The following is a 14299-nucleotide window of genomic DNA, read 5'->3' as shown; positions in this document are numbered from 1 at the left end:
CTCCGGTGAGCCCGGACGCCGCGAAGAGCACAGCCAGCAGGGCCGCGCGCTTCAAGTGCAAGTGCCAGTGCATATGCACGAACAATACACCGGGCGCATGACTCCATGAAACGGAAGCGAGATCCGGGCTACGGGTGGTGCTTGAGCGGCCTCAGCAGCTGCAGCGTGGCCACGGTCGTGAGTGATAGGACCACCCCGAGCCAATAGAGCCGGTAGGCGACAGCGGCCCCGACCGCGGCGGTGATCCAGATGCTCACGGCGGTCGCGATCCCCTGGATCTCTCCCCTGCCCTTGACGATGACACCGCCGCCGATGAAACCGATGCCGCTCAACACCGCCTGAAAGACATAGCCCTGAGCGCGCGCCTCGTCGGGGAAGGCCTGCTGCCCGATGAGCAGGAATGCACACGCTCCCATGGCGACGAGCGGGAACGTGCGCAGTCCGGGCGAGAGCGCCCGGTGATCCCGTTCCCAACCCACGGGCAAGCCCAGCGCGAAGGCCACCGCCAGGCGAACCAACATGCTCACATCCAGGCCGAGCCCTTCCACCGTGGAACCTCAGTCCTGATGGAGCTGTTCCTCGAGCAGCTCCGTCATGCTGCGTGGCGCGGCCTCTCCGAGCTCGAACTCCACCCGGTCGATGACCCCGTTGAAGCGGAAGGGCAACCGGTCGCGGTAGCCGGGCCAGACCGGGGAGAGCGTGTCCTCTCCGATATCGAGCGTCTCGCCGAGGCCGAAGTACCCGGGCACCTGTCTGGCGATCCGCCCCTCCCCCACCACGGTGCCGTCGCAGAGGAGCCGCACCATGGCGGGCCCTCCGGGTGTCCCCGGCGTCTCGCAGGTGAACTCCATCCGGAGCTCGGCATCACCGCCAGGGAGTGCTGCCCCGGAGAGGACGTCGAAGCGCTCGAACCCGAACCAGTTGTAGTGGTAGCGCATCCGCCCGTCCTCCACGAACAGGCTCCACCCCGCGGTATCTCCTCCCAGGCACACCAGTACGCCCTCGGCGCCACTCTCGGGAAGCCTCGCGTGAAGGGTGATGGTGTGGTCGACGTTCGCCAGCTTGGGGCCGCTGCTCTCCGGGAGCCTCACCAGGCCCGGGGGAAGGAGCAGCCGCCTGCGGCCGGCGAAGAAGCCCGGCCTCAAGCTCACATCCGCGCGCTCCGCGAAGCGATCATCCAGCGGGAACACGTCGTGCTTCGCCGCCTCCAGCAGGAACAGGTCCTGAAGCTCGCGCAGCTTCTGGGGATGGCGGGCCGCCAGGTCCTCGGACTGACTGAAGTCCTCATCCAGGTGGTACAGCTCCCAGGTGTCCTCCTCGAAGCGGGCACTGCCCCGGGTGACCCAGGGGAGCCGCCCGTGCCGGCAGCAGGCAATCCAACCGTCGTGATAGAGCGCGCGGTTGCCCAGCATCTCGAAGTACTGCGTGGTGCGCGGGCTCTTCGCCTCCGCGTTGGCCCGGTCGAAGGTGTACGCCATGCTCACGCCTTCGATGGGCTTCTGCGGCACGCCATCCACGCTGACCGGCTCGCGGATTCCCACGGCCTCCAGGAGCGTGGGGACGACGTCGATGACGTGATGGAATTGGAAGCGCTTCTGGCCCTTGTCGGCGATCCACGCGGGCCAGCTCACGATCATCCCGTTGCGGGTGCCCCCGAAATGGGACGCCACCTGTTTCATCCATTGGAACGGGGTGTCCCCGGCCCAGGCCCATCCCACCGCGTAATGCGGCGTGGTTCCCGGCAGCCCCCACTCCCCCATCCGCGCGAGGCTCGCTTCGATGGGCGGTTCAATGCCTTGCATGCTGGCGGTCTCGTTGGGGGTCCCCGTCAGCGACCCCTCCGCGCTCGAGCCGTTGTCGCCGAGGATGTAGAGGAAGAGCGTGTTCTCGAACTCGCCCAGCTCCTCGAGCGCTTGGACCAGCCGGCCCACTTCGTGGTCGCAGTGCTCCAGGTAGTCCGCGTAGTTCTCCGCCTGGACGCGGAGCAGCGCCTGCGCCTGGGCATCGAAGCTGTCCCAGGCCGGTATCTCATCCGGCCTTGAGGTCAGCCTCGTGCCCGGGGCGATGACGCCCATTTCGAGCTGTCGCTGGTGGACGACTTCGCGGTAGCGGTCCCAGCCCATGTCGAAGCGGCCGGCATTCCGCCCGCGCCAGTCGAGAGGCGGCTGGTGCGGGCCGTGCGCCGCGGCGGGGGCGAAGTGCACGAAGAACGGTCTCTCCGGAGCGATGGCCTTCTGCGTTCGCATCCAGGCGATGCAGTCGTTCGCGAGGTCCCGGGTGAGCTGGTAGCCCTGCTCCGGCGTGCCCGTGGGATTGACGGGCGTCGTGTTCCGGTAGAGCGCTGGATAGAACTGATCCGTCCCTCCGCCGAGGAACCCGTAGAAGTAGTCGAAGCCGCGCCGGGTGGGCCAGTGCGTGAAGGGCCCCGCGGCGGAGGCCTGGTTCAGCGGAGTGGTGTGGTTCTTTCCCCACCAACCGGTGGCGTAGCCGTTGGGGGCAAGCAGCTCCGCGATGGTCGCGCAGCTTCGCGAGAGGATTCCGCTGTAGCCCGGATAGCCGGTGGCCATCTCCCCCACCACCCCGAAGGACGCCGAGTGGTGATTGCGGCCGGTGAGCAGCGCCGCCCGGGTGGGCGCGCAGAGCGCGGTGGTGTGGAACTGGCAGTAGGTGAGGCCCTGCTTCGCCAGCCGCTCCGAGGTGGGCATGCGCACGAGCCCGCCGTAGCTGCTCGGCCACCCGTAGCCCACGTCGTCCAGCAGCACGAGCACGATGTTCGGCGCGCCCGGCGGCGCCTTCTGGAAGCCGGGGGAGTCGGGTTGCGAATCCCTCCAGGTCATTCCAATCCTTGCATTCGGGAAGCGGTGCTCGGGCCTCGGGTATGTGTCCCGTTCAATCCGCCTTGGAGCCCGCCCCTTCTTCCTCGCCATCGTCGCGCGCCTCCTCCTGAGAGATGAGGACGACGAACAGGACTGCAAGCCACGGGTCCGGCCCGGCCATCCGCCTGTGTGACGCTCACGCGGGGCGCGCAGGCGAGTCCTTGCCCGGCGGCCTGGTCGCGCGGCCGTCCCGGAGACCTTGCGGTTTCATACGGGCACCGTGACCTTCAACGCATGGGGGTTGGACTCCTTCAGGCGCTGGCGAGCATCGGGATCCTGGTGTTCTCCGTTTGCACCATGCTCACCGTCGGACTGAGCCATACGCTTCGCGAGCTGTTGGGCCCGCTGCGCGACTCGCGTGGGCTCATGCGTGCGCTGCTGGCGAACTTCGTCCTCGTCCCACTGCTCGCGTATGGCGTGGTGCAGGTGCTTCCCCTGGACAGGTCCTACGCCACCGGCGTCATGCTCATCGGCACAGGGGCGGGGGCGCTCTTCCTCGTGAGGCTCACCGCGGTCGCGGGCGGCAACATGCCGTTGAGCGCGTCACTGACGGTGCTCCTCATGCTGGCCACCGTCCTCTACATGCCCCTGATGGTTCCACGGATGGTACCGGACGTGAGCGTGCGTCCGGCGGCCATCGCGCTGCCACTGCTGTGGACGATGATTCTCCCTTTGGGCGCGGGGCTCTACGTCCGGGCCCGGCACCCGACGCTGGCGCAACGGCTGCGGCCCGGGTTGGGCAAGCTCGCCTTGGTGGCGTTGGCCGTGCTGATCGCCGCGACCCTCGTGGCCAACTTCGGGGGCGTCGTGCGCATCATCCGCACAGGCGCCATCCTCGCTCCGCTGATCCTGATTCCGGGCGCCTTCGGCGTCGGCTGGGTCCTTGGCCGTGAGTACCGCGGAGGACATGTGGTGTTGGGTCTGGGCACCGGACAACGCAACATCGCCGCGGCGATGGTGGTGGCCACCCAGGGGATGGGGAATCAGGACGCCGAAGTGATGGTCGTCGTCTCCTCGCTGGTCGGGTTCGCGGTCCTCTTCCCGATTGCGTGGCTCCTCGCGCGACGCAGCCGCGTCAGGGTTTTGCGCCGGGCACCTGTAACGTAGGGCACGGCTCACCGATGCGACACGGATAGCGTGTAGGCGAGCAGCGCGACTCCCGCCAGCACCTGGAAGCCGAGGATGATGCGCGTGGGCTCGATGACGGGCTGCCACGACACCCTGTCTCCTCGAATGACGAAGGCACCGGCCGGGCGCGCGCTCAGTCCAAAGCCGGTGCCTTCCCCATGTCCCTTGCCTTCCTTCAAGTCACCCTCACCGACGGGGCCCTCGCCTCCCCCGCCGCCTCCCCCCCCTCACGCGCGCGACGGGAATCACGGTGACCTCCGCCTGCTGGATGGGTTGGCCGAAAACGGAGCGCGCGGAGATGCTGTCGCGGGCCCGGTCGATGAGGTCGATGACGTCCATGGTCCAGAGATAGGCACGGTGGGATCGCGCGCCATCACACCCAGGCACCGAGCCGGGGCCTGGCTCGCTGTTACGGCGCGGTCCAGATGGCGGCGATGCCCTCGTTCTCCGTACCGCCTCCGCTGGAGTCGATGAAGAGGGACCGGATGCGCTTGGTGGATTGGATGCCCACGAACGCGAAGGCATTGGCGCCTGTCGCAAGCACCGCGTCGTCGAGGACCTCTTGAGAGGCATCCGTGAAGGTCAGCGTCACCTTGTGCTGAGCCAGACGGTTCGTGAGCAACTCCAGGCCCACGGCGGAGACGGGACGCAGGAAGGCAATCTCGAAGTCGTCCTCACCGACGGCGAGGAGCGTGGGCTTCACGGGCAGTGGGTTCGTGTTGCCGTGGTCCCAGCCGGGTCCCATGAAGCAGAGCCAGTCCTTGGCGCGAGGCGCCAGGACATTGACGGTGGGCGTGCTGGAGCCCCACGGCAGGTCCACGCCTGGCAGCGTCCTGACACAACTCGACGCGGCCCCCGAGGGATGGTCCGGATACGCGTCGAACGCGACCGCCGGAAACGCGAGCGGAGTGGCGCCGGTGGCTGCCGTGAAGTCCGCCTGCTGGGTGAAGACCTGGGCAAGGCCCTGCTGCTGCGTGCCAGGCGTCGCCGCCTCTTCGTCCGGCATCGGTGCACCGCACGAAACCAGCACTCCACAGCCCAGAATCCACATCGACTTCCACGCGTTCATCGCCGTTCTTCCTCTCTGAGTGTCCAAGCACCTGGATTGCATCGCCCACACTGAGAGAGAAGTGGCGACAAGACAAGATTTCGAGATTGAGTTCCCTTCGGGCGCGACAGTTGCGTCACTTGTCGAGCGCGCGGTGAGCACGCTGCGCACTAACAGGTGCCTGAATCGGTCGACTCATCGGGCTCTTCTGAGTTCACCGACAGTGACTCCATGCGGTCAATGGCTTTCGAGGCACCGTCCAGTGCTCTCCTGAACTCCCGATCAACCAGCCGTTCGATGACGCGCGGAGAAGGCTTGCGCCGCTGGAGCATCGGCCGAAGCTCGCGGGCAACCTTCAGCGGCCAGAGTCCAAGGTTCTGGATCTCGGAGTGCTCGGCCAGATTCCATTCCCGGATGAGCCAGCGCGACAGCCTGGCCGAGAGTTCCTCGAAGGGAACGGCGTCGTCCGGATGGCGCATGAGCGTCGCGGCCATCTGGATGCCCACCTTGATGAATGCGTCATCCTCCAGGTGCTCGCTCTCTGAAATCGCAAGAAACAGCGCCGCGACATAGGCCTGACAAGCCTCGAAGCGGAAATCATCGTTCGCGGCCCAGAGGCGCTCGCCCATGAGCAGATGGGCATTGATGGATGCCTCGTGCTGTCCGCTCTTCTCGGCGAGGCGTGTGAGTGTCGAGAACAGCCGCTTCGCCTGGTGCCAGCGCTTTGCCTGGAGGAGCAGCTCCAACCGGGAATGGAGCAGCATCAGCCTCAGTCCCGCCTCCCTCGCCAGGGGCTGCACGTTTCGGAGAAGTGCCTTGCACTCGTCGAAGCGCCACTGCGCGTTCTCGTAAGTCGCTTGTTGCAGCGCGACATGGATGCGCTGCTCGGGAGTTCCGTGGGCTGTGACCACTGCCCCTGCTCGACGGAGCAGTGCGCGAACGCGAGCTGGTTTTCCTTCGATGAGTCTCGCCGCTTCCAGGAGACAGCGGCAGGCAGGCTCGAAGAGCTTCAATCGGAGCGCTCGGGCCGCCGTCTTCTCGAGCAGCTTCAGGGCCTCCGCCTTCTTCCCATGCTCCGCGCGAAGCAGGGCCAGATCATGGGCGACGTCCAGGGCGCCCTGCCGGTCGCCGCTCCGTTCCTTGAGCCGCATGAGCTCCAGGAACAGGGGTTCCGCCGCCATCCCCTGCCGCGACTCACGCAGGACCACCGCCTCGCCCTGGATTGCGGCGATGAGCGCACTGTTCCGCTCCGCATGCTGCTCCGGCAGACTGTCCGCGAGCTGTCGTGCCTTTCGATATGTCGAAAGGGCCGCTGACACGCGCCCTGTCCTGAAGCAACACTCGCCCAGTTGCACGAGCACCGCAGCCTCTTCAGATACTCTTCCCGTGCGCCGGGCACGCTCGGCGGCCTGCCTGAAGTGTCCGAGGGCCTCGCGCCATTGGCCGGCCCTCGCCGTCAGGAGCCCCTGCGCGAAGTCTCCCGCGAAGAGGCCGGCCTCATCGCGGGATTCCTTCTTGAGTTCGATGCTCTCCCTTAACATCCGTTCGGCCCGCCCCGGCTGCCCCATCCCCATCATCGCCAGGTTTCCCAAAGCCCTGCCCCGCAGGATGCGGTCTGACGTCTTCCGCGCGTGCTCGGCAGCCATCTCGTAGAGCGCCCTGGCGCGCAGCGGGTGTTCGAGCCGGATCTCCGCGACTCCCGCGTTGATCAGCGCTTGTCCCTGAGCCCAGGCATCGCCTGTGACTCTGCTCCATCCCAAGAGCCGCCGGAAGAGCTCTCGCGCCTCCTCCAGCATTCCCTGACGGCAGAGACAGATGCCCAAAGCATTGAGGGCACGCCTGCGCTGGTGGTCTCCAATCACCGTGAAGCGCTCGTGGGTAAGAATGCCTATGAGCGCGTCAGAGTAGACGCGCAACAGCCCGGGGTCGTCCACGAAATGCCCTGCGGCAATCACCACCTCGCATCCGGACTGTAAGTCACCCAAGTCGAAGCTGACCTTCGCGTACATCAGGGCAATGTCAGGGTGATGCCGGAGCTTCGTGAGTCCCTCCTTCCAAGCTGCCTGACGCTTCTTTGCCTCCTCAGAATCCTGCCGAAATGATCGATTCAGCTCGGGTTTGAGCCGGAGGAATCCCTCTTCGGACGTCACGAGCCCGGAGCGCTGCAGGTCTTGGAGAATCTTTGTCCAGCGGATGTCTGGGAAGCACGGCTGCAGCAACTCCAGAGGAACCTCGTCAAAAACGGCGAGCAACCCCAAAGCGCGGCGATGACTGGCCGAGAACAACCGCGACAAATCGCGCACCGGCGGCCCGGGCTGCGCGGGGCGCTCCTCCTCCAGCCGGGCAATCAGTGCCTCGGCGATGCTCCGGAGGGTGCTTGTGCGCGTGTCGGGCTTGATGACGTTGCGTGCCAGGCCCAGGAACGTCGTGTCATCGCACTGGATGGCAAGGAGGACGCGGTTGCCTCGCTGCCGTTCCGCTTCCTCCGCGGCCTCGAACTCCATGCGCGTCCATCGGCTGGTCTCGTAGTCCTTTGAGATGAACGACACGACGTAGCGTGAGCTGGAGGCATAGATTTCACGAAGGTCGTGCTCGTTCTTCCAGAAGAGCTCTGACTGACGCTCCTCATCCAGGAAGAGCTTTACGTCCGGTCGCAGGCGGCGCAACTCAGCCGCGAGTCGCCTGGCTTTGGGCCGCTGACTGCCTGCCATCGAGATTGCGAAGTCGTAGCGGAACGTGCCAGTGGGTGACTTCCGAACGGATGAAGTGGAGCGCTGATGCATGGTGTCCCCGGCAGTATCCCCTGTTCGCCAACGCGGTGCGTGGCGTCATCGCTCGTGCTCCGGCGGAGGGTCGGTCCGCGAGGCTGCGCGAGGTGCTTCCTCGATCGCGGTGTAGCGGAATGAGCCGTCCTCCAGGAGCCTCACTCCGAGCTCCCGCGACAGCACGTCCAGCGCTGGAATTCCTTCCGGCGTCGAGGAGACCGCGCGCTTCCAGATGAAGAGACGCTCCCTTCCCTCGACAGCGATGAACGTGCCATCGGCGGAGACGCGGATGCGCAGCACTTCATCGACACCGACTGGATATCGGGCCCGCAGCGCGTCCGCGTCGTGGACCTCCAGGTCGTCCGCGTTCATGGACAACAACTGGAGTGGCGCATCCTCCCCGGGGGGACTCCACACCGCGAAGGACTGCACGCCCGAGGCAAGCGTGCGCACCTCTGGTGCCACGACCATGGGCGGGACCACGGGGAGCCGTCGCAAATCCCTCGAATCGCTGAGGTACACCGCCTCCGAACCCGTGCTCCGCTCCACCAACCGGGGCTCACGAAGCCCCGGCTCCAGGGCGCGGACGGGTGGAACGTCCCCCCATGCGAGCAGGAGCCAGCGGAAGTCCTGGGTCGTCCGTCCAAACCATGTCCACGGGGCATAGCTGAGAATGAATCGCCCACAGTGAGCGTCCTGCGTCACCGAGCCCAGATCGACGCCCCCTGCGTTCAATGCCTGGAGATCCTCCTGGAATGGAACCGACACCGTGGAGGCGACTGATGCATCCAGTTGCCAGCGATGGAGGTGCAGGGCTCTCGCATCCGCCGTGATGGCGTAGGCCAGGAAGTCCCCGCCCGGGCAGAGATGGACGAGTGCCTGGGGTGACTCGAGCGGAAAGAACGTCTTCCATTGCTCGGCGAGCGTCTCCTCGTTCAGCCCCCGGACGTGGACCTGGGTGCCGGTCCGCTCCAGCAGTCGAAGCTCCCGGGCGCTGAAGGACAGTTCCTCCGGCTCCTGCGCGAGCGCGCTCTGCACGACCGCATCCGGTGAGTCCAGCCGGATGCGGTACAGCACGCGGTCGCACGCCCAGGCGAGCCATTCACTCCGTGAGGTCACCCGTGGCTCCGTGGGGCACGACGGGAGCGCCCGGCGTGTGCCCTGGAAGTCCAGCTCGAGCTTCCCGGACGCGTTTTCGTAGAGGACGGCGTAGGGCTCATCCTTCCAGGCGTCCCAATGGTGCAGCCGCGCAGAGGGGGAGACGTCAAGCGTCCTCATCGGGACCAGCATCCTCCCGGCTCTCGCATCCCGGTATTGCCGCTGGAGGTCTTCCTCGCCTGTTGCTGCTCCGGCCGCATGAGCCCGCGCGAGCGCAACCTCCGCCATGTCATTGCGATGGGCCTGGAGGAAGCCGACGGCTCGCTCCCGCCACTGTCGCTGGATTGTCTCCGCGCGCGCCTGCTGGAGCTGACTCCAGCCCACCATCGCGGTCCCCCCCAGCCCAAGCGCCAGCGCCGCCAACGTCCCCCGGCGCAGGGTGCGTTGCCGGATCCCCTGGAAGCGCCGGCGAATCTCTTCAAGGAGCCTGGATTCGGGCTCGGCCTGATGGAGCCGGTCATAGGCCTCGTAGAGACCGAGGTAGTCTCGGAGACGACCGAAGGCATCGGGTAACCCCTCCGGGTGCCGCGGGTCGAAGAAGAGGGGAATGACCTGCCGCTCTCCTTCCACCGCGAGGTACGTGGCGAGTTCCGCTTTGACCCAGTCCGAGTCCAGCGCCTGGGGACTCAGGACGACGAGCAGCACCCGGCTTCTTCGAGCCGCCGTGAGCAGCTTCGAGGGGAGGTGGTCCCCCGCCCAGACCCGGTCCTCATCCCGGAAGCAGAGAAAGCCCGCCGCAGTGAGCATCCGGTCCAGTTGCTGGGCATAGCTCAACGCGTCCCGCCTCGAGTACGAGATGAAGAGGTCATAGCCCCAGAGGCGATTCCACCACGCCGCCAGTGCGCCACGCGCTTCGCGGACTTGCCGCATCATGACTCTCAGCCCCCTGACTCGCCGGCCATCCTTCCACGCCTCCGGCCGCTGCGTCATGCTCGCGCGACCATATGTTCCACGTCTTCCTATCGCACAGCAGTGCGGACAAACCCGCCGTCGAACAGATCGCAGGACGGCTGCGGGACGAGGCCAGCCTCAGCCCTTTCCTGGACAAGTGGCACCTCGTCCCAGGTGCACCGTGGCAGCCGGCCCTGGAGCAGGCTCTCGCCGAGAGTGAGACCGCCGCCGTCTTCTTCGGCCCTTCGGGTCTGGGCCCCTGGCACCATGAGGAGCTCCAGTTGGCCCTCATGCACGCCGTCCGGCATCGAGATGACTTCCGGCTCATTCCCGTTCTGCTTCCCGGTGCCAGCCCCGAGCAGCTCTCGGGGTTTCTAGGCCTCCGCACATGGGTCGACTTCCGTGATGGGCTCGATGGGGAAGAGGCCTTCAACCGGCTGGTGGCCGGGATCCAGGGCCGGGCTCCGTCCAGCACGACCCTCCTGCTGCCGGATGAGCCGGCGCCCTACCGGGGTCTGCTCGCGTTTGATGAGCCCCACAGCGAGTATTTTTTCGGTCGCGAGTCCGACATCGAGCGAACGCTGGAGAAACTGCGCGATGAGAGGTTTGTCGCGGTCGTGGGCCCGTCCGGCTGTGGCAAGTCCTCCTTGGTCCTCGGCGGAGTGCTCCCCCGCCTGAAACAGCGACACGGCAGCCCTACCCCAGCGTCACGGACCTGGACCTTTCGTCCGGGAGACAGGCCCCTGCGCGCACTGGCGGATGTGCTCGCATCCCAGGAGGTGCACGCGGAGCAGCGCCTCCAGTTGGCGGATGCCCTCCACGCTCGCTTCCTGGAGCGGCCCGACGGACTTCGCACGGTCGTTGGCTCCCTCTTTCCGGAAAGCCCCAGCCCCCTCATCCTGGTGGTGGATCAACTCGAGGAGCTCTTCACCCATGCCCCTGAGAACGAGGAGGCGGGGGAGGTCAACCCTTTCGTCGCCAACCTGCGAGAGGCCGCGCTGAGAGGCAGCAATGCGTTGCGCATCATCGTCACGCTGCGAGCCGACTTCTTCGACCGGTGCTTGAGTCTCGGACCGCTACGGGAGTTGCTGCAGGATCGCGACGCCCTGCTGGGCGGTCTTGGCGACGAGGCCTTTCGCGACGTCATTCTTCGCCCCGCCCAGAAGGTAGGCGCCTTCCTGGAAAAGGGGCTGCTCACCACCATTCTCAAGGACATCTCTCGTGAACCGGGAGCACTGCCGCTGCTGGAAGATGCCCTGGACCAACTCTGGCGGGCACGGCGGGGAACCTGGCTGACCCTCGCGGCATACGAAGCCAGCGGAGGACTTGCCCAGGCCCTCCAACGTCGGGCACAGGCTTGCTACGAGGGGCTCCAGCCCGAAGAGCGTGAAGTGGCGCGGCTTCTCCTGGTCCGCCTGACCTCGTTGGGGGAAGACCGCGAGGACACCCGGCGCCGCGTGGCTCGCACGGAACTCGACTTTCCTGGCGTGCCCGGGACGTTGCTCGACCACGTCCTGGGGGTGCTTTCCGGACCTGGGGCCCGGCTCATCGTCGCGGACCAGCACAGCGTCGAACTGGCCCACGAAGTCCTCATCCGAACCTGGCCGACCCTGCGTGGGTGGCTGGACGAGGACCGTCGGGAATTGAGGATCCAGCGTCGCCTCGCGGAGGTCGCGGGGGAGTGGAAGGAACAGGGGCGCGACGCCAGCTATCTCTACGCCGGGGCACGGCTCCTGGACGCCGAGGAGCTCTTCAAACACAAGCCGGCCCTGCTCAATCAGCTTGAGCGAGAGTTCCTCGAAGCAAGCCGGAGTCAGCGCGACGAACTGCAGCGTGAGGCGGAGTCACGGACGCAGCGAGATCTCGATGCCGCGCGCCGTCTCACTGAGGAGAGCGAAGCCCGCCGGAGGACCGAAGCCGAAGGAGCAGCGAAGGCGCGCAGAGCCGCGCGACTGCTTCGCAACCTCGTCGCCGGGCTTTCCGTGGCGATCCTCGCGGCCGCGGGAGGCTCTGTCCTGCTCTACCAGGAGAAGCGTGTCGCCCTTTCACGCGAGCTGGCCCTGAGCGCGCGCCAGAACATCAGCGAAGACCCTCAGCGCGCGCTCCTCCTCCTCCAAGAGGCGCAACGTCTGGCCCCGGTCGACAATCTCGGTGAGATCCTGGATGCGTGGAGCCAGGAACCGTGTCTCAGAGTCCTGCGGGTGCAGGGAGGTTTTCTCTTCAGTGCCAGGTTCAATCGGGATGCCTCGCGCATCCTTACCTTCTCGGACGATAATATCGCGCGGCTTTGGGATGCCTCGTCCGGCAAGCCTATTGCCAATCTGAAAGGCACAGTTGGAAGCTTCAGCCCTGATGGCTCTCGCATCCTGACCGCGACTCGTCGGGGAGAGGCATATCTCTGGGACACCGCCTCGGGGAAGCAGCTGTTCACGCTCCAGGGTCACTCCAGCGTGGTGTGGTTCGTACAATTCAGTCCAGATGGGACAAAAGTCCTCACGGCTTCCTACGACAGCACCGTTCACATCTCAGCGACCGCGTCCGGTCAACTTCTCACCGAGCTCAAAGGCCACGAAAAAGAGGTGCAAACCGCGATCTTCAGCCGTGATGGCATGCGAGTCCTGACCGCCTCGGACGATGGAACCGCTCGCCTCTGGGATGCGGGCTCGGGCAAGCAACTGCTTCAGTTCAAAGGCCACTCGATGGCCTTGGAGCTGGCTGTCTTCAATCTGGACGAATCCAGGGTCCTCACGGCCTCTGAAGACGGTTCTACTCGAATCTGGGACGCCAGGTCGGGCAAGCAACTCGCCAGCCTCAAGGGCCACGCCGCCTCCGTTGAATCCGCGGTCTACAGCCCTGATGGAAGCCGGATTGTCACGGCTTCCTCTGATGGAACCGCCCGCATCTGGGAGGCCTCTTCGGGCAAGCACCTCATGACGCTCCTGGGCCATTTCGGGGGCGTGGGGTCAGCGACGTTCAATTCCAATGGCGCCCAGATCCTCACTGCGTCCGCGGATGGTACCGCTCGAATCTGGGACGTGTCTTCAGGCAGACAGCTCGCGACGCTCCAGGGCCACACCCACCGCCTGACGACCGCTAGATTCAGCCCCGACGGCACGCGAATTCTCACTGCATCCTATGATGGCATCGCCCGGGTCTGGGACGCGGCCCCGGGCAAGCCTGTTCTCACGCTCACCGGTCATGATCAGGAGAAGGGTCCTGCGACCTTCAGTCCGGATGGCTTGCGAATCCTCACAGTGTCCGAGGACGGCACCGCACGAATCTGGGATACCTCCTCAGGCAAGCCAATCCATACGCCACCGGCACAGCCATCAGGAATGCATCCCGAAAAATTCAGCCCTGACGGCTCCCGCGTGCTCATGATTTCGGAGGATGGCGGCGCACGCATCGAGAGCACATTCACGTATCAAGAATCCGTTCTCCTGGAGGGCTATGCGCCGGAGAAGTCCCTGTCGGCGTTCAGTCCTGACGGTGCGCGCCTGCTCAAGCTCTCCGCAGGCAGGAGTATTCCCGTCTGGGATACAACCACGGGCAAGCAACTGACCACACTGGACGGACTCCCCGCGGATGTCATCACAGCGGAATTCAGTCCTGACGGGTCACGCGTCATCACCTTTTTTCAGGAGAGAGACGCAAGCGTCTGGAACACCACTTCGGGCAAGCAACTCGCCACCCTCGAGGGACAATTGACCCCGTCGATGATGACTGCCTTCAGCCCTGATGGCTCGCGCCTTCTCACCACCTCGATGGAAGGCCTGCTAAATCTCGCCAAAAACCTGGCCAAGGGCGTGAAGCCCTCCGAAATCTCGTCGGCGGATCTAGCCGCCGCGCATCTCTGGGATGTCTCCTCCGGGCGACAACTGGTCACGCCTCTTGGAGCATTCCTTGGACCGCAACGAGCTGCATTCAGTCCAGATGACACGAAAGTCATTACCGGTTTCTTTGAAGGTCATGCGCTCCTTTGGGAAGCTGCGACCGGCGAGGCCATTGCCCTGCTCCAAGGACATTCTCAGCCCGTGACCTCCGTCATGTTCAGCCCCGACGGCGCATGGGTGCTGACTGCCTCTGAAGATGGCACCGCGAGAATCTGGGATGCCGCTACCGGTGTGCCGCTCGCCCGGCTTCAGGGGCACTCCAATGCCATCTCGCAGGCGCGCTTCAGCCCGGATGGCACGTACGTGCTCACGGCCTCCAACAACGGCATCGTGCAGCTGTGGCCAAGCTGGCGTTGGGCCCCCCAGGCTTTCGCGAGGCTCGACGCGGGCAGGGAACTTGAGTGCGACGAGCGCCGTACGTTTCTCCACGAGGAAATCGAATGTCCTGAGTAGTAGAGCGGCGGCACGTCCAGCACCGCATAGGCGCAGGAGCACTCGAGACTGGGCTTGGCGCATGCGCCAAGCCCGACCAGTTCGGCC

Annotated in this window: 7 protein-coding genes; 2 read left to right on the top strand and 5 right to left on the bottom strand. The window is 65.8% G+C overall.

Annotation, left to right across the window (positions count from 1 at the left end; all coding sequences use genetic code 11):
- Positions 1 to 128 precede the first annotated feature (128 nt).
- Together D7X96_RS00280 and D7X96_RS00275 are read right to left on the bottom strand one after the other, a co-directional pair.
- Positions 129 to 521, bottom strand: coding sequence for an MgtC/SapB family protein (locus tag D7X96_RS00280; RefSeq protein ID WP_120547187.1), 393 nt, complete (start codon positions 519 to 521; stop codon positions 129 to 131).
- Between the two features lie 36 nt (positions 522 to 557).
- Positions 558 to 2837, bottom strand: coding sequence for an arylsulfatase (locus D7X96_RS00275; protein WP_244219397.1), 2280 nt, complete (start codon positions 2835 to 2837; stop codon positions 558 to 560).
- 336 nt (positions 2838 to 3173) lie between these two features.
- Here D7X96_RS00275 and D7X96_RS00270 point away from each other — a divergent pair, with 336 nt between their 5' ends.
- Positions 3174 to 3983 carry a bile acid:sodium symporter family protein gene (locus D7X96_RS00270; protein WP_199747011.1) on the top strand — a complete coding sequence of 270 codons (810 nt, stop codon included), beginning with the start codon at positions 3174 to 3176 and terminating at the stop codon, positions 3981 to 3983.
- Between the two features lie 430 nt (positions 3984 to 4413).
- On the opposite strand, the gene D7X96_RS00260 is transcribed toward D7X96_RS00270, so the two are convergent.
- From D7X96_RS00260 to D7X96_RS00250, 3 genes are all read right to left on the bottom strand, one after another.
- Positions 4414 to 5073, bottom strand: coding sequence for a hypothetical protein (locus tag D7X96_RS00260; protein WP_147468192.1), 660 nt, complete (start codon positions 5071 to 5073; stop codon positions 4414 to 4416).
- Between the two features lie 149 nt (positions 5074 to 5222).
- Positions 5223 to 7835 (bottom strand): tetratricopeptide repeat protein, encoded by a 2613-nt coding sequence (locus tag D7X96_RS00255; RefSeq protein WP_121768701.1) that lies wholly within the window; start codon positions 7833 to 7835, stop codon positions 5223 to 5225.
- A 45-nt stretch (positions 7836 to 7880) separates the two neighbouring features.
- Positions 7881 to 9905, bottom strand: a complete 2025-nt coding sequence (locus D7X96_RS00250; RefSeq protein ID WP_208647246.1) for a toll/interleukin-1 receptor domain-containing protein — start codon at positions 9903 to 9905, stop codon at positions 7881 to 7883.
- A gap of 14 nt (positions 9906 to 9919) precedes the next feature.
- On the opposite strand from D7X96_RS00250, the gene D7X96_RS00245 reads away from it, so the two are divergent.
- On the top strand, positions 9920 to 14212 hold the full coding sequence (locus tag D7X96_RS00245) for an nSTAND1 domain-containing NTPase (RefSeq protein WP_121768700.1): 4293 nt from the start codon (positions 9920 to 9922) through the stop codon (positions 14210 to 14212).
- Positions 14213 to 14299: the final 87 nt, after the last annotated feature.

Source organism: Corallococcus interemptor (assembly GCF_003668875.1).
Lineage (GTDB): Bacteria > Myxococcota > Myxococcia > Myxococcales > Myxococcaceae > Corallococcus > Corallococcus interemptor.
This window is presented reverse-complemented; position numbering and strand designations above follow the sequence as displayed.

Bases quoted from the DNA above. Each gene is read 5' to 3' on its own strand.
- D7X96_RS00280 (WP_120547187.1), bottom strand. From the start codon at position 521: ATGTTGGTTCGCCTGGCGGTGGCCTTCGCGCTGGGCTTGCCCGTGGGT.
- D7X96_RS00275 (WP_244219397.1), bottom strand. From the start codon at position 2,837: ATGACCTGGAGGGATTCGCAACCCGACTCCCCCGGCTTCCAGAAGGCG.
- D7X96_RS00270 (WP_199747011.1), top strand. From the start codon at position 3,174: ATGCTCACCGTCGGACTGAGCCATACGCTTCGCGAGCTGTTGGGCCCG.
- D7X96_RS00260 (WP_147468192.1), bottom strand. From the start codon at position 5,073: ATGAACGCGTGGAAGTCGATGTGGATTCTGGGCTGTGGAGTGCTGGTT.
- D7X96_RS00255 (WP_121768701.1), bottom strand. From the start codon at position 7,835: ATGCATCAGCGCTCCACTTCATCCGTTCGGAAGTCACCCACTGGCACG.
- D7X96_RS00250 (WP_208647246.1), bottom strand. From the start codon at position 9,905: ATGACGCAGCGGCCGGAGGCGTGGAAGGATGGCCGGCGAGTCAGGGGG.
- D7X96_RS00245 (WP_121768700.1), top strand. From the start codon at position 9,920: ATGTTCCACGTCTTCCTATCGCACAGCAGTGCGGACAAACCCGCCGTC.